Genomic DNA, 21,837 nt, shown 5'->3' on the forward strand with positions numbered 1-21,837 from the left:
GAGTCCCGTCCTTGGTCATTCGTCGGTCGAGTCGTGCGGGTGGTGCCGGTCTCGGGCGGTGGCGGTTGTCCCGGCGGGTGGTGCCGGTCGGTCGTCCCGGACGGCTGCCCGGGGCGGTCGCCTCAGGAGGAGGCGGGGCGCGGCCGCAGCCCCTGCATCCCTCCGTCGACGGCCAGCGCGGTGCCGGTGACGGCCGCGGCGGCGGGGCTCGCGAGGTAGGCGACGGCGGCGGCCACCTCGTCGGCGGAGACCAGCCGTCCGGTGGGCTGACGGACCTCCAGGGCGGCGCGCTCGGCCGCCGGATCGGGCGCCTGGTCGAGCAGCCGGCCGACCCACGGGGTGTCCACGGTGCCGGGGTTGACGCAGTTGACGCGCACCCCCTCGCGGATGTGGTCCGCGGCCATGGCGAGGGTCAGCGACAGCACCGCGCCCTTGCTGGCGCTGTAGGCGGCCCGCTGCGGCAGTCCCGCGGTGGCGGCGATCGAGCAGGTGTGGGTGATGGAGACGGCGCCGGGCCGGTCGGCCGCGGCGGCGCGCAGATGGGGCAGCGCGGCCCGCGCGGTGCGCACCAGGCCCAGCACATTGATGTCCAGCAGCCGGTGCCACTCCTCGTCGGAGTTGTCCTCGACGCTGCCGATCGCGCCGATGCCCGCGTTGCCGACGACGGTGTGCAGGGCGCCGAACTCGGCCACGGCCGCGGCCACCGCACCCCTGATCGCCTCGTCGGAGGTGACATCGGCCTTGAGCGGCAGTGTGCCGTCCGGGGCGCCCGACGGATCGCGGTCGAGCACGGCCACCCGCGCGCCCCGGTCGCGCAGCGTGGTGGCGATGGCGGCGCCGATACCGGAGGCGCCGCCGGTGACGAGCGCGGCCAGCCCTTCGAAGTCGCCGGTGGTCACTGGTGGTCCTCCTGAGTCTGAGCCGGTGTGAACGGTGCCGGTGCGGATGCGGACGGTGCGGATGCGGACGGTGCCGGTACGGGCCGTGCGATACGGGCCCGCCATTCGGGCCCGTCCGGATAGCGGTAGGCGGCGATCGACTCTGGGTACATACGGGCGGAGAAGCCCGGCGCGGTCGGTGCCCGATAGCGGCCCGACTCGATGACCACGGGATCGGCGAAGTGCTCGTGGAGGTGGTCGACATACTCGATGACCCGGTCCTCCCAGCTGCCCGAGACGGCCACGAAGTCGAACATGGCCAGGTGCTGGACGAGTTCGCACAGCCCGACGCCGCCCGCGTGCGGGCACACCGGAAGTCCGTACTTGGCGGCGAGCAGCAGGATCGCGAGGTTCTCGTTGACCCCGGCGACCCGCGCCGCGTCGATCTGGACGAAGTCGACCGCCTCGGCCTGGAGCAGCTGCTTGAAGACCACGCGGTTGGCCACGTGCTCGCCGGTGGCGACCTTGACCGGCTGCCCGGCACGGATGGCGGCGTGGGCGAGGATGTCGTCCGGGCTGGTGGGCTCCTCGATCCAGTGCGGATCGTACGGCGCCAGGGCGCTCATCCAGCGCACCGCCTCCGCCACGTCCCAGCGTTGGTTGGCGTCCACGGCGATGCGCACATCGGGGCCGACCGCCTCGCGCGCGAGCCGCATCCGTCTGAGGTCCTCGTCGAGATCGCCGCCGACCTTGAGCTTGATCTGGCCGAAGCCCCCGGCCACGGCCTCCTGGGCCAGCTTGATCATTTTCTCGTCGGAGTAGCCGAGCCAGCCGGGCGAGGTGGTGTAGGCGGGGTAGCCTCGCTCGCGCAGCAGCGCGGCACGCTCGGCGCGGCCGGGCTCCGCGGCGCGCAGGATGGCGAGCGCCTCGTCGCGGGTGAGCGCGTCGCTGAGGTAGCGGAAGTCGACCAGCTCGACCAGTTCCTCGGGCGACATATCGGCGAGGAACTGCCACAGGGGCTTGCCGGCCTGCCGGGCGGCGAGGTCCCAGGCGGCGTTGACCACCGCGCCCGCCGCCATATGCATGACACCCTTCTCCGGCCCGAGCCAGCGCAGCTGCGAGTCATGGGTCAGCTCGCGGTGCAGGGCGGCGAGATCGGCGGCCGTCAGGGGCGCGGGGCGGCCCACCACATGGGGCAGGAGGGAGCGGATGGCGGCCGCGGTGACATCGTTGCCGCGGCCGATGGTGAAGACGAAGCCGTGCCCCTCCGCCGCCGGCCCCTCCCCCGCGTCCGTGCGCAGCACGACATAGGCGGCGGAGTAGTCGGGGTCCGGGTTCATGGCGTCCGAGCCGTCGAGCTGCTCCGAGGTGGGAAACCGGATGTCGTGGACCTCGAGCTCGGTGACGGATGGACGCTGACTCAATGGGGGCTCCCTGGAACGATGCGCGAGAGAGAACATCGGACCTTTCGCGATGATCCGATGTATAGCGCTGCCCTAAGGGCTGCGTCCAGAGGCGTGGCGGAACTTTCGGAGGACAGATCGGATGAATCTCTTAGTGCTCCTGGACAGGGGCTGCGGCCGGGGGCACGGAAAGCCGTAGGCTTGGGAGGCACGCAATGGGAACTGCATCTGGAGGCGGCACCGATCCGTCCGCCCCAGTCGGAAGGAGGCGCTGGGTGATCGAGCTTGAGGGGGTTCCCGAGCTGATCGACCCGGTCATGATCTGTGCCTTCGAGGGCTGGAACGACGCCGGAGACGCCGCCTCGACCGCGGTCGGGCACCTGGACCGGGAGTGGAAGGGCGAGGTCTTCGCCTCGCTCGACGCGGAGGACTACTACGACTTCCAGGTGAACCGGCCCACCGTGGCGCTCGAGGGCGGTGTACGCAAGATCACCTGGCCGACGACCCGGCTCTCGGTGGTCCGGGCCGACACCGGGGAGCAGTCCCGGGACCTGGTGCTGGTGCGCGGTATCGAGCCGAGCATGCGCTGGCGGTCGTTCTGCAACGAGATCCTCGGCTACGCCCATGAGTTGGGCGTGGAGATGGTCGTCATCCTCGGCGCACTGCTCGGCGACACCCCGCACACCCGGCCGGTGCCGGTCAGCGGCGTCACCTCCGACCCGGACCTGGCCCGCAGCCTCGATCTGGAGGAGACCCGCTACGAGGGCCCGACCGGAATCGTCGGGGTCCTCCAGGAGGCGTGTGCCCACGCCGGAGTCCCGGCGGTGAGCCTGTGGGCGGCCGTGCCGCACTACGTCTCGCAGCCGCCGAACCCGAAGGCCACCCTGGCCCTGCTCAACCGCCTCGAGGACCTCATCGGGGTGCGCATCCCCCTCGGTGAGCTGACCGAGGACTCCCGGGCCTGGCAGCTGGGCGTGGACCAGCTGGCCGCGGAGGACAGCGAGGTCGCCGAGTACGTCCAGTCACTGGAGGAGGCGCGGGACACCGCCGAGCTGCCCGAGGCGTCGGGCGAGGCCATCGCCCGCGAGTTCGAGCGCTATCTGCGGCGGCGCGACGGCCAGCCCGGCCCCGGCGGCCACGCCACCGAGAGCGGCGGCCTCGCGGAAGGCCGGGAGGGCGGCACGTCGGGCGGCCCGGGCGCCCCCTATCTGCGGGACCCCTCCACCGGCCACGGGCGGCCGCGCAAGCCGTCCCCCAGGGACGAGATGGCCAAGGACGACGCCGAGGACACCGGCGGCGCCGAGGACGAGACCAAGGGTCCTGACGACACCCAGGACGGCGAGGGCCAGGACGCCTCCCACCGCGAAGACGGCGGCACGGACCGGGGCGGCGACGGGGACGAGGGGTCCGGCTCCGGCCGGTAGGCCACGACCGCCCCGCCCGGCCCTGGGCACACGGGTGAACAGCGCGGAGCCCGCGCCGGGAGGTCCCCGGCGCGGGCTCATGCGTTCACCGCCGCGGTGCCACGGCCCGACGACGCGTCAGAGGGCCACGCCCAGCAGCGCGTCCACGGCGCGCGAGACCAGTCCGGGCGCCCCCTCGTCCGTACCGCCGGTGGCCGTCTGCGCGGCGGCCCAGCGGTCGACGGCGGCCAGGGCCGCCGGGGAGTCCAGGTCGTCCGCGAGCGCCTCACGGATCTCCTCCACCAGCGCGTCGGCCGGGAGCCCGTCCGGCCGTGAGACGGCGGCACGCCAGCGGCCGAGGCGCTCATCGGCCTCGCGCAGCACCTCGTCCGTCCACTCCCAGTCCGAGCGGTAGTGATGGGCCAGCAGCGCGAGCCGTATGGCCGCCGGGTCCACACCGTCGTGGCGCAGCGCCGAGACGAAGACCAGGTTGCCCTTGGACTTCGACATCTTCTCGCCGTCCAGCGCCACCATCCCGGCGTGCACATACGTCTTGGCGAACGGCCGCTCACCGGTGAGGACCTGGGCGTGCGAGGCGCCCATCTCATGGTGCGGGAAGGCGAGATCGGATCCGCCGCCCTGCACATCGAAGCCCATGCCGAGGTGGTCGAGGGCGATGGCCACGCATTCGATGTGCCAGCCGGGGCGGCCGGAGCCGAGCGATCCGCCGTCCCAACTCGGCTCGCCGGCACGGGCGGCCATCCACAGCATGGGGTCGAGGGGGTTCTTCTTGCCGGGGCGCTCCGGGTCGCCGCCGCGCTCGGCGGACAGCAGCCGCATGGCCTCCGCGTCCAGCCGGCTGACCGAGCCGAAGGAGGGGTCGGACTCCACGGAGAAGTAGACGTCGCCTTCGAGTTCATAGGCGGCGCCCAGGTCGCGCAGCCGCTCCACGAGCGGCACGATCCCCGGTATCGCCTCGACGGCGCCGATGTAGTGGCGCGGGGGCAGCATCCGCAGGGCCGTCATGTCCTCGCGGAAGAGGGCGGTCTCGCGCTCGGCCAGGGCCGTCCAGTCGTCGCCGTTCTCCTGGGCCCGCTCCAGCAGGGGATCGTCGACATCGGTGACGTTCTGGACGTAGTGCACCTGGCGCTTGGTGTCGAGCCATACGCGCTGAACGAGGTCGAACGCGTTGTAGGTCGCCGCATGACCCATGTGGGTCGCGTCGTACGGGGTGATCCCGCAGACGTAGATGCGCGCGACGGGACCGGGGGTCAGGGTGATCCGTCCCCCGGTCGCTGTGTCGTGAATGCTCAGGTCGCGGCCACTGCCGGGCAGGGCGGGAACCTCAGAAGCGGGCCAGGCATACATGCAATGAGCGTAACCGGATGCAGCGTCCGTATACGAACCGGACCAGTGGTGTTGGCCGGATGGGCGGTCTTGCGCAAGCGCCCAGAACCTGCTTGAGCTGCCCCAATCGCCTGCCACGGACCCCGGGTGGGGACGCGTCGGGAGCCCCGCCCGGACCCGGAGCGAGCCGGTCGACTCGGGCCGGAGGTCATCCGCTCAGACCGGCGGCCAGGGGATGGCGGGCCACTGGCCGCTGGGCTCGGGGTGGGTCCCGGTCCGCAACAGCGTGGCGACACGGGCCCGCAGGGCCTCGATCTCGGCCTCGGTGATCAGCTTCGCCAGCCGGGCGCTCAGCGGGCCGCCGCCGGCCAGCTGGTCCGCCAACCCGCGCAGCACCTCCAGCACATCGTCCGGCAGCGGATCCCCGGCCCAGCCCCACAGCAGGGTGCGCAGCTTGTCGTCGGCGTTGAAGGTCACTCCGTGATCAATCGCATAGAGCCGGCCACCGGCCGCGGGCAGCAGATGGCCGCCCTTGCGGTCGCCGTTGTTGATCACCGCGTCGAGGACGGCCAGCCGGCGCAGCCGTACGTCGTCGGCGTGGACCAGCAGCGCCGTCCGCCCCTCGCCCACCTCGGCGTAGCCCACCGCCTTCCAGCCGGGGCCCGGTTCATCGCCCTCGACGAGCGCGAGCAGCTCCCCTCCCCCGGTCTCGCCGGACCCGTCGCCGTCCGCCCCGTCGGCGTCCCCGTCCGCCGCGCCGGTGGTCACCTCGACCTCGATCCAGAGCTGGCACATCCCCTGCCCGTACGGCCCGTCGCGCAGCACGGTGGGCGGCACCAGGCCCCAGCCGGTGGCCTCGGAGATCTCGTACGCCGCGACCTCGCGCTGGGCGAGCGTGCCGTCCGGGAAGTCCCACAGCGGCCGCTCCCCGGCCACCGGCTTGTAGACACAGGGGGCGCTGTGGCCCTCGTACTCGACCGTGCAGTACAGCACCGCGTTGGACGCCTCCCGGACCCGGCCGCGCACCGTCAGCTCACCGAGGGCCAGCAGCTCGGACGGGGCCACGAGGCGCGAAGCCTCCGTTGAGGGTGGTGGTGGGAGACGGGAGGTCAAGGAGCGCGAAGCCTCCGTTGAGGGTGGCGGTGGGAGACGGGAGGTCAAGGAGCGCGAAGCCTCCGTTGAGGGTGGCGGTGGGAGACGGGAGGTCAAGGAGCGCGAAGCCTCCGTTGAGGGTGGTGGTGGGAGACGGGAGGTCAAGGAGCGCGAAGCCTCCGTTGAGGGTGGTGGTGGGAGACGGGAGGGCGGGGTCACGCTCCCCTGCGGTATCCGTTCTGGCGCGGACATACGTGTCCCTCCGGGTCGAGCGGCAGACTGCACAGCGGGCAGGGCGGACGGCCGGCGTTGACGACCTCCAGGGCGCGCTTGGCGAACGCGCGCGCCTGTGTGCCGGTGAGCCGCACCCGCAGCATGGGCGGGCCGTTCACATCGTCCTGGAGCAGCCGCTCCTCGGCCTCGGCCAGGTCCTCCTCGGACTCTGCCTCCAGCTCGACCAGCGCCTGCGCCTCGACGATCATCCGCTGCTCCTCGCCGTCCCAGGCGAGCGCCATGGTACCGACCCGGAACTCCTCCTCCACGGGGGCTTCCAGCGGTGCGGTGTCGCTGAGTTCGGTCGGTGCGACCGCGGGGACCGGGGCGTTTCCGCCGGTACGCCGCACCACCTCGTCCAGCAGCTCGTCTATCCGCTCGGCCAACGCGGCGACCTGCGTCTTCTCCAGCGCGACACTGGTGGTCCGGCTGCCGGCGGACGCCTGAAGGAAAAAGGTGCGGCGACCAGGCAGCCCGACCGTACCGGCGACGAAACGGTCCGGCGGGTCATAGAGGAACACCTGACGGGACAACGTCCTGCTCCATTTGGTTCGACTACTCGGCTGACTGACTGCTGACCGCTGGGTGTCACGACCGCCCGGTCACGGCTGTCACGGCGCCCTGGCACCGCGGCACCACCCTACTGCGCACGGCGATCACGGTGCTCCCGCGTCGCCGCCCACCGCCGCGTCCCCGCCGCGGTCTCCGGTGGTCTCCTCGCGCGGCGCCAGCCCCGCGAAGTCACCGGTGTCCCCGAGCCGGACGAGGAAGGGCCGGGTCGGGGTGTACCGGATCGCGGTGATCGAGCAGGGCTCGACCGAGATCCGCTGGAAGAGATCGAGATGGAGTCCGAGGGCGTCCGCGACCAGCGCCTTGATGATGTCCCCGTGGGAGCACATCAGATAGGCCGCGTCGGCGCCGTGCTCCCGCTCGATCCGGGCGTTCCAGTCGCGCACCGCCTCGACCGCGCGCGCGTTCATCCCGCGCAGGGACTCGCCGCCGGGGAACGCGGCGGCGGACGGATGCTGCTGAACGATGTTCATCAGCGGTTCATCGGCCAGCTCGGCCAGCTTTCGGCCCGACCAGTCGCCGTAGTGGCACTCCCCGATCCGGTCGTCGGGGTGCAGCGGCAGCTCGGGGCGGGCGGCGAGCAGCGGGGCCAGCGTCTCCCGGCATCGCTGGAGCGGACTGGTGACGGCGGCGGCGAGGGGCAGCCGGGCCAGCCTGTCGGGCAGCGCGGTGGCCTGGGCCGTGCCGCGCTCATCAAGGGCGACACCGGGTGTCCAGCCCGCGAGGACGCCCGCGGTGTTGGCGGTGGACCGGCCGTGCCGTACGAGGATCAGCATGGGCATGCCTGCCACCCTACGACCCCTCCGGCGCCGCTCAGCGGTGCTGCGCCCCGATCCCGGACCACGGCCCCCCTGTGCGTACCGGCATCGCGCGAGGCACAATGCGCAGCGTGATCGTGGACTGTGCCATCTACCGGGACGGGTGCCGTACCGAGGGACCCGCCGACTTCTCCGACGCCCTCGACGAGGCGCGCGCGAGAGGGGACGCCTTCTTGTGGATCGGGCTGCATGAGCCGACCGAGAAGGAGTTCGAGCTGGTCACCAGCGAGTTCGGACTGCATCCGCTGGCCGTGGAGGACGCCCTGGGCGCCCACCAGAGGCCGAAGCTGGAGGTCTACGACGACTCGCTGTTCCTGGTGCTCAAGCCGGTCCAGTACGACGACAAGGCCGGCACCGTCACAACGGGTGAGCTGATGGTCTTCGTCGGTGACTCCTTCGTGGTGACCGTGAGGCACGGCGAGGCCAATCCGCTCGGCTCGGTGCGCGACCGGCTGGAGAAGATGCCCGAGGTGCTCCAGCACGGTCCGACGGCGGTGATGTACGCGGTCTCCGACGCGGTCGTGGACCACTACCTGGACGTGGCCGACGATCTGCACGGGGACCTGGAGGTCCTGGAGACCGAGGTCTTCGCCTCCAACTCGGGCGGAGGGCAGAACACCGCCGGGCGAATCTACGCCTTCAAGCGCGAGGTGATGGAATTCCGCCGCTCTGCCGGGCCGTTGGCGGAGCCGATGGAGCGGCTCACCGGCGCCGGGGTGCCATTCGTGCACGAGGGCTCCCGGCCGTTCTTCCGCGATGTCAGCGACCATCTGACCCGGGTGAACGAGCATGTGGAGGGGCTGGACCGGCTGCTGTCGGACATCCTCTCCGCCCATCTCGCGCAGATGGGCGTGCGACAGAACGACGACATGCGGAAGATCTCGGCGTGGGCGGCCATGGCCGCGGTGCCGACGATGATCGCCGGGATCTACGGCATGAACTTCACGCATATGCCCGAGCTCGAGCAGCCCTGGGGATATCCGGGTGTGATCGTGCTCATGGGCGGTGTGATCGCCCTGCTGTACCGCTATTTCAAGCGGCGCGGCTGGCTCTGAGGGGGCGTCGGCGCCGGTCCGCGCGCGCCCGGGGGCGTTTGCCGGCGCTCAGACCAACTCGGGCGCCTCGGGCGCACCGGAGGCGCTCTGCGCGGGCCCGCCCAGCGCGTTCCGCCGCTCGGGCATCCGCAGTGACACCATGCGCCGCCAGCCGCCCAGCCGCTCGTACGCGTACAGGGCGCGGATCCCGGCCGCGAGCGGCGCGGACTTCGCCCTGGACCAGCCGAGAACGCGTCCCATCCGGGCCATCACGGCCAGGCTGACGTCCCGGTAGACCCCCATCTCGACGAGCGCGCTCTCCCGCAGGGTCCGCTGGATGGTCCGGCCGTACCCGGCGGCGGCCATGCGCAGCAGCTCCTCATGGCAGTAGGCGAGGTGGTTGTCCTCGTCGTCGGCGATCATGCGCACCGCGCGGCCGAGGTCGGGGTGGTCGCCGAAGTATCTGCACAACATCGTCATCTGGGCGGCGGCGCGCTGTTCGGTGACCCGGCTGTGGGCGAGGTAGATCACGATGTCGTGGTCGGTGAGCGGCTCGTCGCGGCGCAGCTTGTCGTGGGCGAGGCCGATGCCGCGCGCCTCCAGGAGCATCGTGTAGTCGGTCTCGCGCGGCACCTCCATGGGCTCCAGACCGCGCTTGCGGAGCAGGGCGTTGAAGATCCGGCCGTGCTTGTCCTCGTCGGTGCCATGGCGGGCGATCTTGGGCGCGAGGTCGCGGCGGCTCTCGGGCACGAGGGCGGCGATCCGGCCGTTCTCCCAGCCTCCCTGGGCCTCCCCGCTGGCCGCGACGGAGCAGAAGAGCCGGAACGACTCGTCGTTGTCGAGGATCTCCTGGAACACGCTTTTCGCCGAGAGCATCGCCGCCACCTCCGTACGCTTGTCGGGCGCCGCCGTGCGCTTCCGTGCCGACATCCGCGCAGGGGTCGCGCAACACAAGTCAACGGCCCGTCGGGGGCGGCGGCAACAGCTGGGGCGCCCGGCTCGGCCGAACGGGCGATCCCGCGGGTGCCACATCCGCGTAACTCCTGGGCGGCGTGGGCGTTGTGCAGGGTGACGGCCGTGGCGGGGAAGACCCCCGAGCCCCCACCACGGCCGCAGTACTTCCCGCCCGGCGCCGAGCCGACTGCCCAGGGGCCCTCGAGACGGCTCTGTGTGGCTTCGTCGCGGCCTCGCGGGTGCTGGGGGCGTCCCTCGCGCCCCTGACGCGAGCGGGGTGCCCCGGCCGGTCCTGACGCGAGCGGGGCGCCCCCGGCCCTCGTCGCGGCGTTTGTGGCCCGGCACTCGTCGCGGCGCTTGCGCGAGCCCTTACGCGAGCCCCGCCCGCTCCAGGGCCTCGACGCCCGCCCGCAGCCCCGCGAGCCGCTCCTCCAGCGTGAACCCCGAGGGCGTGAGCGACAGGGTGGTGACCCCGGCCTCCGCGTACGCCTGCATACGGTCGGCGATGCGCTCGACGGGGCCGAGCAGCGCGGTGGAGTCGATCAGGTCGTGCGGGACGGCCGCGGCGGCACCCTCCTTGTCCCCGGAGAGGTACTTCTCCTGGATCTCGGCGGCCTCCTTCTCGTACCCCAGGCGCTGCGCGAGCTTGTTGTAGAAGTTCTGCTTGGCGCTGCCCATACCGCCCACGTAGAGCGCGGTGTACGGGCGGAACTGGTCGGCGAGGGCGCGGACGTCGTCGCCGAGGGCCATCGGGACGGTGGGCACCACGTCGAAGCCCTCGAGGTCCTTGCCCACCTTCGCCCGGCCCGCGCGCAGCGAGCCGAGGGTGGTCGCCTCGGCGTGCTCGGGCGCGTAGAACAGGACCAGGGCGCCGTCGGCGATCTCGCCGGTCTGCTCCAGGTTCTTCGGGCCGATGGCCGCGATGTAGAGCGGGATGTACTCCCGGACCGGGTGCACGGTGAGCTTGAGGGGCTTGCCGGGGCCGTCGGGCAGCGGCAGCGTCCAGTTCTGGCCCTCGTGGCTCAGCCGCTCGCGCGACATCGCCTTGCGGATGATCTCCACGTACTCGCGGGTGCGGGCGAGCGGCTTGTCGAACCGCACCCCGTACCAGCCCTCGGACACCTGGGGCCCGGAGACGCCGAGCCCGAGGCGGAAGCGACCGCCGGAGAGGGTGTCGAGGGTGGCTGCGGTCATCGCCGTCATGGCGGGGGTGCGGGCCGGGATCTGGAAGATCGCGGAGCCGACGTCGATGCGCTCGGTCTGCGCGGCGACCCACGCGAGCACCGTGGCGGCGTCCGAACCGTAGGCTTCGGCAGCCCAGCAGACGGCATAGCCGAGTCGGTCGGCCTCGCGGGCGACCGCGAGGTTGTCCGCGTCCATTCCGGCGCCCCAATAGCCGAGGTTGATGCCGAGCCTCATACCGCACCCCTTACTGATCAGTAACGTCGCTGTTCAGGGGACTCTAGCGCGCATCGCCGGGATGCGTCAGGGGTGGGTTATCCACAGGCACCCACGCGGCGCAATCCGGCCAGTAATCTCGACGTTCATGGAGCTAAGGCACCTCGGCCGCACGGGCCTGCGCGTCTCCCGGCTCGGGCTCGGCACACTCACCTGGGGGCGGGACACTGACGAACACGACGCCGCGGATCAGATCAAGGCGTTCTGGGAAGCGGGAGGGACACTTGTCGACACCGCGGATGTGTACGCGGACGGCGGCGCCGAATACCTCCTGGGGCAGTTGCTGGAAGGGCTGCTGCCGCGGCGCGATCTCCAGATCGCCACGAAGGCCGGCAGCGTGCCCGACCCCGACCGCCGCTTCGACACCTCGCGCGGCCATCTGCTGGCCGCGCTGGACGCCTCGCTGGAGCGGCTGGGCACGGACTATGTCGACCTGTGGCAGGTGCACGCCTTCGATCCGTTCACCCCGCTCGAGGAGACCTTGCAGGCGCTCGACATCGCGGTGAGCAGCGGACGGGCCCGCTATGTGGGGGTGTCCAACTTCAGCGGCTGGCAGCTGGCGAAGGCCGCCACCTGGCAGCTGGCCTCCTCGGGTGCGCACACCCGGCTGGCCAGCACCCAGATGGAGTATTCGCTGCTCCAGCGCGGGGTGGAGCGCGAGGTGCTGCCCGCCGCCCTCGATCTGGGCGTCGGGCTGCTGCCGTCCTCGCCGCTGGGCCGCGGTGTGCTCACCGGCAAGTACCGCCATACGACGCCCGCCGACTCGCGCGGTGCCTCCGAGCTCGCGGCCTTCGTCGCGCCGTATCTGGACGAGGAGGCGAGCCGGATCGTCGAGGCGGTCGCCATAGCCGCCGACGGCCTGGCGACCACCGCGCTCAACGTGGCCCTGGCCTGGGTCCGCGACCGGCCGGGCGTCACCGCCCCGATCGTCGGCGCGCGCAACGCACAGCAGCTGAGGGCGGCGTTGTCGGCAGAGAGCCTTAGTCTTCCGGACGAGATCTGCCAGGCGCTCGACGATGTGTCGGCGCCCGTGCACCGCTATCCCGATCAGGACTGGAGCACGCTGTGACTACCGACCGCCTCGCCGGCGAGGCCGCATCGGCGCCCGAGGAGGCCGACCCGAAGCCCGAAGCGTCGGCGGAGCCGGCGGCACCGGGTGAGCCCGGAGCCCCGGAGCCGGGCGGCCCCGGCGAGCCCGCCGCCGGGGCGGACCCTGACCGCACCGGAGCCGTTGTGGACCCGGAGCGCGCCCCGGACGGCGAGCCGGGCGCGGGGGGTGCCCCCGCGGGGGCGGACCGCGACGATACGGGGGCGGTGGCCGCCGAGCGGGACGGGGCCGTGGGACTCGCCGCCGGCGGAGACCACAGCGACCAGTCCTCCACGGCCGAGGCCGACGGCCCCATGACGGGTGCGCAGGCCCCGTCAGCCGGGCACGGCGACACATCCGGCGGCCCAGGGGTGGATCCGGGCGGCGCCGGAGACGCGGAAGAGCGCCCGGCCGAGGCGGGCACCGGCATGGGCCCCGGTGGTTCCGCACCTGCCGCACCAGGTGAGCCGGGCGACGCCCAAGCCCCCGCCGAGGCGGGCCCCCGCGGCGTTCAGGGTGGGCAGGGGCGGCGGTCGGCGGCGGCCGAGGCGTTGGCCGCGGCCGTGCGGGCCGTGGAGAGCGGTGAGCGGTCGGCGGCGTCGTTCTTCAACGACGCCCCGGCACCGCGTCCTGCGGCGCCCGCGGCCCCCGCGCGCGAGCGGGCCCGTGCGGCGGCGCCCGCCTCCGCACCCGCTCCCGTGCGCCCGCCGTCGGCCCGTCCGGCGCCCGGGCCGGGGGGCGAGATCCCCGGCAGCGGCGACGTCCGGCAGGTGCTCGCGGCGGGCGGAGCGCCCGAGACCCTGGCCGGGCGGGTCGCCGAAGTCCTCGGGGAGCGCGCCGCCGAGGCGCTGCGCGAGGACCCCTGGCAGCTGCTGGCCGTGCCCGGCGTACGCCCCGACCAGGCGGACGGATTCGCCCGCGCCCTCCTCGGCCCGGACTGCGAGCCCGGCGACGAGCGCCGCGCGCTGGCGCTCACCGGCTGGCTGCTGGAGCGCGCCGCCCTCGAGGGGCACACCGCGCTGGAGTCGTCCGCGCTGCGCGAGGCGCTCGCCAAGGTGTCCGTGCCGGACCCGGACGAGGCACTGCGCACCGCCATCGCGGAGGGCGCGGTGCTGGTCTTCCAGGACGCGCTCGACGCCGCGCCGGGGGCCCGTCCCCGCGCGGCCGAGGACGAGGACGCCGAGCAGCCGGTGCGGGTGCTGCTGGGGCTGGACCGCTATGCCCTGGCCGAGGAGAGCCTGGCCGACGGCCTCGCCCGGCTGGCGAGCACCTTCGCCTCGCCACAGGGCGGCGCGGCGGACGGCGAGGCGCCCGCGGGCGACCCCGGCGCGCCCGGGTGGGAGAGCGCGGCCGCCGCCGCGCCGACCGCCTCCGCCGCGGAGCTCATCCGTACCGCCGCGGCCCACGGGCTGGTCGCCCACAGCGGTGGCGAGGCGGCGCGGGCCGAGCCGGTGGCGCTGGTCGCCGCGGCCCGCGCCATGGGCCTGCGGGCCTACGTGGCCGCGCACAGCGAGGACGGCAGACGGCGGCTGGCGGCCTCACTGAGCGAGGCCGCGAGCGGCGGCCGTAGCACCGCCCCCGACTCCGACCCGGACACCGGCACGGCCGCCGACCCGGACACCGCCTCGGCGGCCGTCACCGTCGCCGGGCTGCTGGCCGACGCCGAGGGCCCCGGGCGCGACGAGGAGGGGACGCTGGCGCTCGATCTGCTCGCCGTGCTGGACGCCCCGCAGCTCGATGTGGAAACGGCCGCGATGCTCGTCGAGTCGCTGCCGGACGGCGCCCGGCTGGTGCTGAGCGGGGACCCCGGGGTGCTGTGGTCGGCCGGTCCCGGCCGGGTCTTCGCGGATCTGGTGGCGGCCCGCCGCTGCCCGCAGGTCGTCTCGCGCACCCCCGACCCGGGCCCCATCGGCGAGTTGATCTCGGGGATCGGGATCGGCGAGCTCAACCAGGTGGAGGCGCCCGGCAAGGAGGTCGTGATCGTGCCCGTGCGGGACGCGGGCGAGGCGGTGCACCGCACCGTGCAGCTCGTCGCCGACTCGGTGCCCCGTGCGATCGGCATCCCGGCTGAGCAGACCCAGGTGATCACCCCTGGCCACGGCGGCGCGGCCGGCACCCGCGCGCTCAACGCGGCGCTGAAGGACCGCCTCAACCCCGGTCCCGGCCGGTTCGGCGGCTTCGACCCGGGCGACCGCGTGGCGTACTCCCCGGCCCCGGGCCGTACGGTGCCCGGCACCGTGGTCTCCGCGGACGCCGAGGGGCTGCGTCTGAACTGCGCGGGCGCCCCCGTCGTGGTGGAACGCGCGGAGGTCGGCGAGCTGGTGCGGCACGGCTGGGCCCTCACCGCGCACCAGGCGGCCGGAGCGCGCTGGCCCGCGGCCGTGGTGGTGCTGCCGGGCGACGCCACCGCGGGGCTGACCCGAGCCTGGGTCTACACGGCCTTCGGCCGCGGTGAGCGCCATCTGTCGGTGGTGCACGGCGCGGAGTCGGCGCTGCCGAAGGCGGTGGCGGAGATCCCGTTCAAGGACCGCACCACCCGCCTCCGCGCCCTGCTCCAGGCCCAGGCCCCGACCGCCCCCACGGACTGACGGTCGGCCCGCCCCGGCCCGGTGCGGGCCGCCGGGACCCCTGACACGCCACGGCCCCGGACGCCCGACTGCAAGGCCGATCGTCCGGGGCCAGCACGATTCGGGCCGGCAATTCTGGCCGGGCGATTCGGGACCGCGTGGCCCGGAGCCCGACCATCCGAAGCCAGACGGTTCACGACCGGGCGGCCGCCCTGAACCGAGCACCGCGATCGTGCGGCTCAGAGCCAAGCAACCCGGACCGGACGAATCGGCACCGAACGGCCCGGAGCCGAACGATCCGAAGCCGAGCAACCCGGGGCCAGACAGCCCGGACCCGGGCGAACCAGGGCCGAGCCCCCACGGACTAACGGTCGGCCCGCCCCAGCCCGGAGCGGGCCGCCGGGACCCCTGACACGCCACGCCCCCGGACCCCCGGCTACAAGGCCGGTCGTCCGGGGCTGGCACGATTCGGGCCGGGCGATTCGGGACCGCGTGGCCCGGAGCCGAACGATCCGAAGCCGAGCAACCCGGGGCCAGACAGCCCGGACCCGGGCGAACCAGGGCCAAGCTGCCCGAGGCCGAGCTGCCCGAGGCCGAACGGCCCGGAGCCAACACCCCGGGCCGAGCGCCACCAAGACCGGGTGCCCTGGAGCCGCGCGATCCAGAGCCGCCCGGAACCCCGAAGCCCAGGGCCGCGGGGTTCAGCTGCCCGGTTCCAGGACCTCCAGATCGTCCTCGTCTTCGTCCTCGAGTTCCTCGTCGAAGACCGAGCTCATGTCGAAGCGGCACACGACCATATGCGGATCCGCCTGATCGAAGGGGGCGGAGAGCCACTCCCCCGGCTCCGGGGGCTCCTCGGCCGCCACCACCCAGAGCGTGGAGTCACCCTCCTCCAGGCCGAACTCCTTGTGCCGAGAGGCGATCTCATCCGGCTCGAACTCGCCGAAGACCACCCCCAGGGCGGTGTGCACACTCTCCCCGGCGGCCGCCCCGCCGCCTTCCCTGCCGTTCCCCGTGTCGATGTCCGGATCCAGGTCGGCGATCCGCTGCGCCTGCGAGAGCAGTCGCTGCGGTTCGGCGACGACATAGTCCCTGCGGATCAGCACGCTCAGCGCGCTGGGCTCCTCCGGCCCGGCATAGGCGGGCAGGCGGTCATCACCAGGGATCTCGAAGGGCGTCACCTCGTCGTAGGCGTCATAGAGCAGCTCGTCGTAGACCTCGGCTGCCGCGGCCAGTTCGTTGAACGCGGCGTAGACGGCCGGATCGCCTTCCCCCGAGCGGCGTTCGACAGCGTCGAGGTGACGATCCAGTGCGGCTTTCACCGCTTCAGCGGCGGCACGTACCTCGGCAGCGGATGGCTGCGCAGCATCAGACATAGTGCAGACGCTATCCGTAGCAGGGCAGTTCCCGCACAATAGATGCGATGCCGGAATACGAATTCTGTGATGTGTATGTGCCGCGGGGCGTTTCCCGCAAGGCCACTACCCGCCTGCTCACCGACCATGCCGAGTACGGACACTGGGAGTTGGATCGCTTGAGACTCAACCCCGACGGCAGCCGCAGAGTGCGATTGCGGCGCCGGATCATCCGCCAGCTCCGGGCCACCTGGTAGCGGGCCGGGACAACACGGAGCGGGCCCCGCTTGGCGCGGGACCCGCCGAGAGTGACGCCACCATCACCCGGCGTATGGGATCCGGTGTGTGATGCGCGGCGTGTGAGGTGTGATGCGCGGTGTGTGGTGCGCGACCACCACCGCACGGCACCTGTCAGCGCATGTCAGCGCTTGACGTGATCAGTACGTGATCGGTACGCGATCAGTGCTGCGCGGCGCGGGCCCTGCGGTAGAGCACGGTGCCCGCAAGCAGCATGCCCGCGGCGGCCGGAATGGCCAGCGCGACGGGGCCGGCGCCGGTCTGCGCCAGCTGCTCCTTGCCGCCGAGGTTCGCGGACGGGTCGACACCGTGGACCCCCGTGTGCTCGGCCTGGTGCCCCGGCGAGGAGTGTCCGGGCTGGTCCGAGCCACCGCCGGGGTTCGAACCCCCGGGGTTGCCGGGGTTGCCGGGCTGACCCGGGTTGCCGGGGTTCCCTGGGTTGCCCGGATTCCCAGGCTCACCGGGGTTCCCGGGGTTGCCCGGGTTGCCCGGGTTGCCCGGCTGACCGGGGTTACCAGGGTTCCCGGGCTCTCCCGGCTCACCGGGGTTCCCAGGCTCCCCCGGGTTGCCCGGCTCACCCGGCTCACTCGGGTTCTCCGGCACGGCCGGAACCGTCTCGCCGCACTCGCCGCCGTCGCTGCTGTTGCCGAACCCGACCGCGCTGATGTTGTTCCCGCACACATTGACCGGAACGCCGATCGGGGCCTGGATGTTGTTGCCGGAGCCGATCCCGGACGAGCCACTGGCGACGCCCTGCGCCTGCGAGCCCCCGGACTGCGCACCGCCGCCGGACGAGTCGCCCGAGCCGCCGCCGCACTGCCCACCGCCGGCACCGTTGAGGACGCCGACGACGCTCACGGTGTTTCCGCACAGGTTCACCGGCACATGCACCGGGGCCTGGATGTTGTTGCCCGAGACGATGCCCGGCGAGTACATGGCACCGCCGTCGGCGCCCGAACCCGCCGCCTGGGCATAACCGCCGGTCACGGCGAGAACGCCGCTCGCAGCGGCTACGGTGATCAGGCCCTTTTTCGCAACCTGTCGCATAACTTTCTGCTCCCCTAGCCTTCCGTCCCGGCCGGAGCGCGCGCGGGCGATCTCGCCCGCACCCCCATCCCCGGGCGCCCCGGAGCGCGCACACTCCGAGACCGCCCGGGATCACACCCCGGTGGACCGTGACCCGATGTCACGTGATCGATGCGGTAGTTGCCGAAGGCGGGGCACTGCACCACCCCCTTGTCGGCATCGCGGCCCGGTTACGGGCCGCACACCCCATGTAACGAGGAGGGAGCAATCAAGCTATCAAGCTACGACACCATTCACCCTTTTTGGTTCCGTCGGTATGTGTGATCGATTAGGCCGATCGGGCGGCCCTCAGCAGGCGTCCAGGAACCGGTCCAGCACCCGCACTCCGAACTTCAGCCCGTCCACCGGCACCCGCTCGTCGACCCCGTGGAACATCCCGGCGAAGTCCAGCTCGGGGGGCAGCCGCAGCGGCGCGAAGCCGAAGCAGCGGATGCCGAGGTCGTCGAAGGACTTCGCGTCCGTACCGCCCGAGAGGCAGTACGGCACGGCGCGGGCGATCGGGTCCTCGGCCTTCAGCGCCGACTGCATGGCGTCGACCAGGGCCCCGTCGAAGCTGGTTTCCAGCGCCTTGTCCGCGTGCACGTCCTCCCGCTTGACCCGGGGGCCGAGGATGCGGTCGAGGTCGGCCAGGAACTCGTCCTCCAACCCGGGCAGGAAACGCCCGTCCACATGCGCCGTGGCCTGCCCCGGAATGACATTGACCTTGTAGCCGGCGTTGAGCATGGTCGGCGCGGCGGTGTTCTGGAGCGTGGCCCCGATGATCTTGGCGATGCCGCCCAGCTTGGCGAGCGTCTCGTCCATGTTCTCCGGGTCGAGCGGGGTGCCGAGCGCATCGGACAGCTCGTCCAGGAAGGACCGTACGGTCTTGGTGACCCGCACCGGGAACTTGTGGCGCCCGAGCCGCCCGACCGCCTCGCTCAGCTCGGTGATGGCGTTGTCGTTGTTGGTCATCGAGCCGTGCCCCGCGGTGCCGTCCACCGTGAGCCGCATCCAGTGCATGCCCTTCTGCGCGGTCTCGATCAGATAGAGCCGCAGTTGCTCGTTGACGGTGAAGGAGAAGCCGCCGACCTCGCCGATCGCCTCCGTCACGCCCTCGAAGAGGCCGGGGTGGTTGTCGACCAGGTGCCTGGCCCCGTAGACGCCGCCCGCCTCCTCGTCGGCGAGGAAGGCCAGCACGATGTCGCGCGGGGGCTTGCGGCCGCTGCGCAGCCGGTCCCGTACGACCGCGAGCGTCATCGCGTCCATGTCCTTCATGTCCACCGCACCCCGGCCCCAGACGCAGTCGTCCGCGATCTCGCCGGAGAAGGGATGGTGGGTCCAGTCCTCGGCATTGGCCGGTACGACGTCGGTGTGGCCGTGGATGAGCAGCGCGGGGCGGGACGGATCCTCCCCCTCGATGCGTGCCACGGTCGACGCCCTGCCCTTGTGCGACTCGAAGATCTTCGGTTCGAGCCCCACCTCGGCCAGCTTCTCGGCGACGTACTCGGCGGCCGCGCGCTCACCGGGGCCGGAGTGGTCGCCATAGTTACTGGTGTCGATCCGGATCAGGTCACGGCAGAGGTCGACCACCTCGTCCTCGCCCCTGACCGTTCCGGTCGTCGTCGCGCCCGAAAGCGACTCACTCACGATGCCTCCTCGTTGTTGCGCTGCCGCGGAACGCCCAGGTACGGGCCCACGACAGGGGTCACCCGCCCATACTCCTCCGCTCGCCCGCCCAGCCCAAGGCGGCAATACCGCCGTCATGCCCCCGTCACACGGTCCCGGCCGCCCGGGGCGCGATCGGCCGTGATCGAGCACGTCCCGATGTTTGCTATGGTTTTCCATGTCGGAAGGGCCACGGGCCGGCCGACAAACACCTGGTCCGGGTGGCGGAATGGCAGACGCGCTAGCTTGAGGTGCTAGTGCCCTTTATCGGGCGTGGGGGTTCAAGTCCCCCCTCGGACACGATCTTACGTACACGGATGAAGCGGGTTGTGACTCAACGGTCACGACCCGCTTCTTCATGTTGTAGGTGAGCGTGAGGCCGAAAGCCTGGTAGAGAGGGGCTTTGCGGTCGGTGGGGGCGGTGAGAAGCCGGTCGGTGAGATCACCGAGGTCTTTGATCATGCCGTGGATCTGTTCGTCGGTGAGGACGGTGGGCCGGGCTGCGCCGGCGGCGATGAGCTGTTCTTGCACGGCGGCTTTGTCGGCCTCGGCCTGACTGATCCAGCCGGCCACGGTTGTGGGGTTGGCTCCGGCGTCGAGTGCCGCGCGGTATTGGTTCAGTCACCGGTCGCAGTCGGTGATGGTGCGGCGGGCGGCCTCGAGACCGGGCAAGGGGGTGGCTGCTGTCTGCTGGGATCGCTGCATGGCCTGCAGCGTGCTCTTCAGCTGTCCGGGGGCAAAGGTCTGAGCGATCCACCGGTCGAGTTCCGGGAGAATGACGGCTTCCCGGATGTAGACGGTGAGCGGGTGGTCGAGGGGGCTGCTCTTGGCGTATTCGTACGGGTAGCGGCAGCGGTAGTGGGGGTGGCCGTGGTTGAAGGTGCCCTGCATCTTGCCGTCGCACAGGGAACAGCGGATGAGTCCGCGCAGGGCGTAGGCGCGTGGTGTGGTGCGGGGGCTGCGTTCTGCGGGGTGGTGCTGGCGGCGGTCGTGTCTCCGGGCTTGAGCGCGGGTGAAGGTGGTCTTGCTGATCAGGGGTTCGTGGACGGGCTTGGCGGACCAGACCCACTGCTGGGGGGCGTTCCAGGTCTGTTGGGTGCGGTGACCCAGGGTGACATCGTCGATGTCGAGGAGGACTTCCTGCTTGCGTTGTTTGTTCCACACCTCGTGGCCGGTGTAGCGGGGGTTGGTGAGGATGGCGCGGACGGCGTTCTTGGACCAGGCGCGGCCGTCGCGGTGCGGATTGCGAGCGCGGTCGTGAGCTGAGGGGCAGGGGATGTTGTGAAGCTTCCCCTTGATCGTGGACACCTGGAGACTGGGACGAGGTTCCAGAGGAAGTAGTGCCAGGTGGGTAGTCAGTACTCGAAGCGGTATTCGGAGGAGTTCAAGCGGGACGCGATCGCGTTGGCCCGCTCCTCCAGCAAGACGATCACGGAGGTCGCGCGGGATCTGGGGTGAGCCCGGAGAGCCTGCGCGGCTGGGTCAAGCGTGACCGGATCGACCGCGGTGAGGGCGGGCCGGGCGAGCTGACCAGCGCCGAGCGTGAAGAGCTCACACGGCTGCGCCGGCAGAACGCCGAGCAGCGGAAGACGATCGAGATCTTGAAAAAAGCGGCGGCCTTCTTCGCCAGGGACAGCGACCGGTGAGCGAGGTCTACCGGTTCATCGCTGCGGAGAAGGCCGTCCACCCGGTGGCCCTGCTGTGCCGTGTCCTGGGCGTGGTCCGCTCCTCGTTCTACGCCTGGCTGGAGGCGGAGGAGGCCAGGCAGGCCCGGGCTCGGGCGGATGACGCGCTTGCCCACGAGATCATCGTGATCCACCTGGCCTCGAAAGGTGCCTACGGTGTTCCGCGCGTGCACGCCGAGCTGCGGCGGCTGGGCCGTGCGGTCAACCGCAAGCGGGTGGAGCGGGTGATGCGCGAACGTGGGATCGCCGGCGTCACACGTCGAAGACGCCGTTCGCTGACCCGTCCCGGCAAGCAGGCACGGCCGGCCCCGGACCTGATCGGCCGTGACTTCACCGCCGCCCGGCCCGGTACCCGGCTCGTCGGCGACATCACGTACCTGCCAACCCAGGAGGGCTGGCTGTATCCCGCCTGCTGGCTGGACCTGGCCACCCGCGAGGTCATCGGCTACGCGATGGCTGACCACCACCGCGCCGAGCTGGTGGTCGACGCGCTGAGGATGGCCCACGGCCGCAGCGGCCTGGAAGCCGGCTGCATCCTGCACAGCGACCGCGGAAGCGAATACACCTCAGCTGAATTCCGGGCAGAGATACGGTCGTTGGGGCTCCGGCAGAGCACCGGCCGAACCGGGTCTTGCTATGACAACGCGGCGGCCGAGAGCTTCTGGGCCGTGCTCAAGGAGGAGATCGGCACCCGGGTCCGGCCCGACCGGGCCACCGCCCGCGCCGAGGTCTTCACCTTCATCGAGACCTTCTATAACCGGCGCCGCCTGCGGAAACACCCTGTCTTCGGGTACATCACGCCCCGCGAGACACACCAGCGGCTCCGGAACGACCAAGCACTCGCAGCGTAGAAGAAGAGTGTCCAGGATCACGGGGAAACTTCCAA

21 protein-coding genes and 1 tRNA gene are annotated in these 21,837 nt (G+C 72.0%); 9 read left to right on the top strand and 13 right to left on the bottom strand.

What is annotated here, in order from left to right:
- Window positions 1–122: 122 nt before the first annotated feature.
- Both NQU54_RS32860 and NQU54_RS32865 read right to left on the bottom strand, forming a co-directional pair.
- Window positions 123–899, bottom strand: coding sequence for an SDR family NAD(P)-dependent oxidoreductase (locus NQU54_RS32860; RefSeq protein WP_257634197.1), 777 nt, complete (start codon window positions 897–899; stop codon window positions 123–125).
- Window positions 896–2,338 (bottom strand): enolase C-terminal domain-like protein, encoded by a 1,443-nt coding sequence (locus tag NQU54_RS32865; RefSeq protein WP_257634198.1) that lies wholly within the window; start codon window positions 2,336–2,338, stop codon window positions 896–898. Before NQU54_RS32865 ends, NQU54_RS32860 begins: the two co-directional genes overlap by 4 nt.
- A gap of 218 nt (window positions 2,339–2,556) precedes the next feature.
- Between NQU54_RS32865 and NQU54_RS32870 the strand changes: the two genes are divergently transcribed.
- On the top strand, window positions 2,557–3,705 hold the full coding sequence (locus NQU54_RS32870) for a PAC2 family protein (RefSeq protein WP_257634199.1): 1,149 nt from the start codon (window positions 2,557–2,559) through the stop codon (window positions 3,703–3,705).
- Between the two features lie 117 nt (window positions 3,706–3,822).
- On the opposite strand, the gene mshC is transcribed toward NQU54_RS32870, so the two are convergent.
- The 4 genes from mshC to NQU54_RS32890 all read right to left on the bottom strand — a co-directional run bounded on the left by mshC (window position 3,823) and on the right by NQU54_RS32890 (window position 7,748).
- Window positions 3,823–5,052: a cysteine--1-D-myo-inosityl 2-amino-2-deoxy-alpha-D-glucopyranoside ligase gene (gene mshC / locus NQU54_RS32875; protein ID WP_257634200.1), complete on the bottom strand. Its 1,230-nt coding sequence runs from the start codon at window positions 5,050–5,052 to the stop codon at window positions 3,823–3,825.
- A 195-nt stretch (window positions 5,053–5,247) separates the two neighbouring features.
- The gene (locus tag NQU54_RS32880; protein ID WP_257634201.1) at window positions 5,248–6,096 is read right to left on the bottom strand and encodes an SCO1664 family protein; all 849 of its coding nucleotides are present in this window, start codon (window positions 6,094–6,096) and stop codon (window positions 5,248–5,250) included.
- Window positions 6,097–6,338: 242 nt separating this feature from the next.
- Window positions 6,339–6,929, bottom strand: a complete 591-nt coding sequence (locus tag NQU54_RS32885) for a DUF3090 domain-containing protein (RefSeq protein WP_069869009.1) — start codon at window positions 6,927–6,929, stop codon at window positions 6,339–6,341.
- A gap of 123 nt (window positions 6,930–7,052) precedes the next feature.
- Window positions 7,053–7,748 carry a histidine phosphatase family protein gene (locus NQU54_RS32890; RefSeq protein ID WP_257634202.1) on the bottom strand — a complete coding sequence of 232 codons (696 nt, stop codon included), beginning with the start codon at window positions 7,746–7,748 and terminating at the stop codon, window positions 7,053–7,055.
- A 98-nt stretch (window positions 7,749–7,846) separates the two neighbouring features.
- Between NQU54_RS32890 and corA the strand changes: the two genes are divergently transcribed.
- The gene (gene corA, locus NQU54_RS32895) at window positions 7,847–8,839 is read left to right on the top strand and encodes a magnesium/cobalt transporter CorA (RefSeq protein ID WP_257634203.1); all 993 of its coding nucleotides are present in this window, start codon (window positions 7,847–7,849) and stop codon (window positions 8,837–8,839) included.
- Window positions 8,840–8,887: 48 nt separating this feature from the next.
- Here the strand turns inward: corA and NQU54_RS32900 are convergent, their stop codons facing one another.
- Both NQU54_RS32900 and NQU54_RS32905 read right to left on the bottom strand, forming a co-directional pair.
- On the bottom strand, window positions 8,888–9,694 hold the full coding sequence (locus tag NQU54_RS32900) for a ferritin-like domain-containing protein (RefSeq protein WP_079260374.1): 807 nt from the start codon (window positions 9,692–9,694) through the stop codon (window positions 8,888–8,890).
- A 447-nt stretch (window positions 9,695–10,141) separates the two neighbouring features.
- A complete protein-coding gene (locus NQU54_RS32905) occupies window positions 10,142–11,191 on the bottom strand; it encodes an LLM class F420-dependent oxidoreductase (RefSeq protein WP_069869006.1) in 1,050 nt (349 codons plus the stop codon).
- Window positions 11,192–11,318: 127 nt separating this feature from the next.
- Between NQU54_RS32905 and NQU54_RS32910 the strand changes: the two genes are divergently transcribed.
- Together NQU54_RS32910 and NQU54_RS32915 are read left to right on the top strand one after the other, a co-directional pair.
- Window positions 11,319–12,299, top strand: coding sequence for an aldo/keto reductase (locus tag NQU54_RS32910; RefSeq protein WP_167500902.1), 981 nt, complete (start codon window positions 11,319–11,321; stop codon window positions 12,297–12,299).
- Window positions 12,300–12,631: 332 nt separating this feature from the next.
- Window positions 12,632–14,905 carry a helix-hairpin-helix domain-containing protein gene (locus NQU54_RS32915; protein WP_306279312.1) on the top strand — a complete coding sequence of 758 codons (2,274 nt, stop codon included), beginning with the start codon at window positions 12,632–12,634 and terminating at the stop codon, window positions 14,903–14,905.
- 680 nt (window positions 14,906–15,585) lie between these two features.
- Here NQU54_RS32915 and NQU54_RS32920 read toward each other — a convergent pair.
- Window positions 15,586–16,260 carry a hypothetical protein gene (locus NQU54_RS32920; protein ID WP_079257036.1) on the bottom strand — a complete coding sequence of 225 codons (675 nt, stop codon included), beginning with the start codon at window positions 16,258–16,260 and terminating at the stop codon, window positions 15,586–15,588.
- A 47-nt stretch (window positions 16,261–16,307) separates the two neighbouring features.
- Here NQU54_RS32920 and NQU54_RS32925 point away from each other — a divergent pair, with 47 nt between their 5' ends.
- Window positions 16,308–16,496, top strand: a complete 189-nt coding sequence (locus tag NQU54_RS32925; protein ID WP_014059547.1) for a DUF5703 family protein — start codon at window positions 16,308–16,310, stop codon at window positions 16,494–16,496.
- Between the two features lie 202 nt (window positions 16,497–16,698).
- Here NQU54_RS32925 and NQU54_RS32930 read toward each other — a convergent pair whose 3' ends face one another.
- A complete protein-coding gene (locus tag NQU54_RS32930) occupies window positions 16,699–17,583 on the bottom strand; it encodes a chaplin family protein (protein ID WP_257634205.1) in 885 nt (294 codons plus the stop codon).
- Between the two features lie 327 nt (window positions 17,584–17,910).
- Window positions 17,911–19,248 carry a M20/M25/M40 family metallo-hydrolase gene (locus NQU54_RS32935; protein WP_069869001.1) on the bottom strand — a complete coding sequence of 446 codons (1,338 nt, stop codon included), beginning with the start codon at window positions 19,246–19,248 and terminating at the stop codon, window positions 17,911–17,913.
- 233 nt (window positions 19,249–19,481) lie between these two features.
- Here NQU54_RS32935 and NQU54_RS32940 point away from each other — a divergent pair.
- Window positions 19,482–19,566 (top strand) — tRNA-Leu (locus tag NQU54_RS32940).
- Here the strand turns inward: NQU54_RS32940 and NQU54_RS32945 are convergent.
- Together NQU54_RS32945 and NQU54_RS32950 are read right to left on the bottom strand one after the other, a co-directional pair.
- Complete coding sequence (locus tag NQU54_RS32945) at window positions 19,531–19,839, bottom strand: hypothetical protein (protein WP_257634206.1); 309 nt, start codon at window positions 19,837–19,839, stop codon at window positions 19,531–19,533. The two genes, NQU54_RS32940 and NQU54_RS32945, sit on opposite strands and share 36 nt — an antisense overlap.
- A gap of 48 nt (window positions 19,840–19,887) precedes the next feature.
- On the bottom strand, window positions 19,888–20,574 hold the full coding sequence (locus NQU54_RS32950; protein WP_257634207.1) for a recombinase family protein: 687 nt from the start codon (window positions 20,572–20,574) through the stop codon (window positions 19,888–19,890).
- A gap of 39 nt (window positions 20,575–20,613) precedes the next feature.
- Between NQU54_RS32950 and NQU54_RS49835 the strand changes: the two genes are divergently transcribed.
- From NQU54_RS49835 to NQU54_RS32965, 3 genes are read left to right on the top strand one after another with little or no spacing between them, the layout of a single operon-like run.
- Complete coding sequence (locus NQU54_RS49835; protein ID WP_078505316.1) at window positions 20,614–20,724, top strand: transposase; 111 nt, start codon at window positions 20,614–20,616, stop codon at window positions 20,722–20,724.
- Window positions 20,721–20,912 carry a hypothetical protein gene (locus NQU54_RS32960; RefSeq protein WP_257634208.1) on the top strand — a complete coding sequence of 64 codons (192 nt, stop codon included), beginning with the start codon at window positions 20,721–20,723 and terminating at the stop codon, window positions 20,910–20,912. The genes NQU54_RS49835 and NQU54_RS32960 overlap by 4 nt, the downstream gene beginning before the upstream one ends.
- Complete coding sequence (locus NQU54_RS32965; protein WP_257634209.1) at window positions 20,909–21,802, top strand: IS3 family transposase; 894 nt, start codon at window positions 20,909–20,911, stop codon at window positions 21,800–21,802. The genes NQU54_RS32960 and NQU54_RS32965 overlap by 4 nt, the downstream gene beginning before the upstream one ends.
- The last annotated feature ends 35 nt before the right edge of the window (window positions 21,803–21,837 follow it).

The organism is Streptomyces malaysiensis subsp. samsunensis (assembly GCF_024519315.1).
GTDB classification, from domain to species: Bacteria; Actinomycetota; Actinomycetes; order Streptomycetales; family Streptomycetaceae; genus Streptomyces; species Streptomyces malaysiensis.

Bases quoted from the DNA above. Each gene is read 5' to 3' on its own strand.
- NQU54_RS32865 (WP_257634198.1), bottom strand. From the start codon at position 2,338: ATGTTCTCTCTCGCGCATCGTTCCAGGGAGCCCCCATTGAGTCAGCGT.
- mshC (WP_257634200.1), bottom strand. From the start codon at position 5,052: ATGTATGCCTGGCCCGCTTCTGAGGTTCCCGCCCTGCCCGGCAGTGGC.
- NQU54_RS32890 (WP_257634202.1), bottom strand. From the start codon at position 7,748: ATGCCCATGCTGATCCTCGTACGGCACGGCCGGTCCACCGCCAACACC.
- corA (WP_257634203.1), top strand. From the start codon at position 7,847: ATGCGCAGCGTGATCGTGGACTGTGCCATCTACCGGGACGGGTGCCGT.
- NQU54_RS32900 (WP_079260374.1), bottom strand. From the start codon at position 9,694: ATGCTCTCGGCGAAAAGCGTGTTCCAGGAGATCCTCGACAACGACGAG.
- NQU54_RS32905 (WP_069869006.1), bottom strand. From the start codon at position 11,191: ATGAGGCTCGGCATCAACCTCGGCTATTGGGGCGCCGGAATGGACGCG.
- NQU54_RS32910 (WP_167500902.1), top strand. From the start codon at position 11,319: ATGGAGCTAAGGCACCTCGGCCGCACGGGCCTGCGCGTCTCCCGGCTC.
- NQU54_RS32915 (WP_306279312.1), top strand. From the start codon at position 12,632: ATGACGGGTGCGCAGGCCCCGTCAGCCGGGCACGGCGACACATCCGGC.
- NQU54_RS32920 (WP_079257036.1), bottom strand. From the start codon at position 16,260: ATGTCTGATGCTGCGCAGCCATCCGCTGCCGAGGTACGTGCCGCCGCT.
- NQU54_RS32925 (WP_014059547.1), top strand. From the start codon at position 16,308: ATGCCGGAATACGAATTCTGTGATGTGTATGTGCCGCGGGGCGTTTCC.
- NQU54_RS32930 (WP_257634205.1), bottom strand. From the start codon at position 17,583: ATGCGACAGGTTGCGAAAAAGGGCCTGATCACCGTAGCCGCTGCGAGC.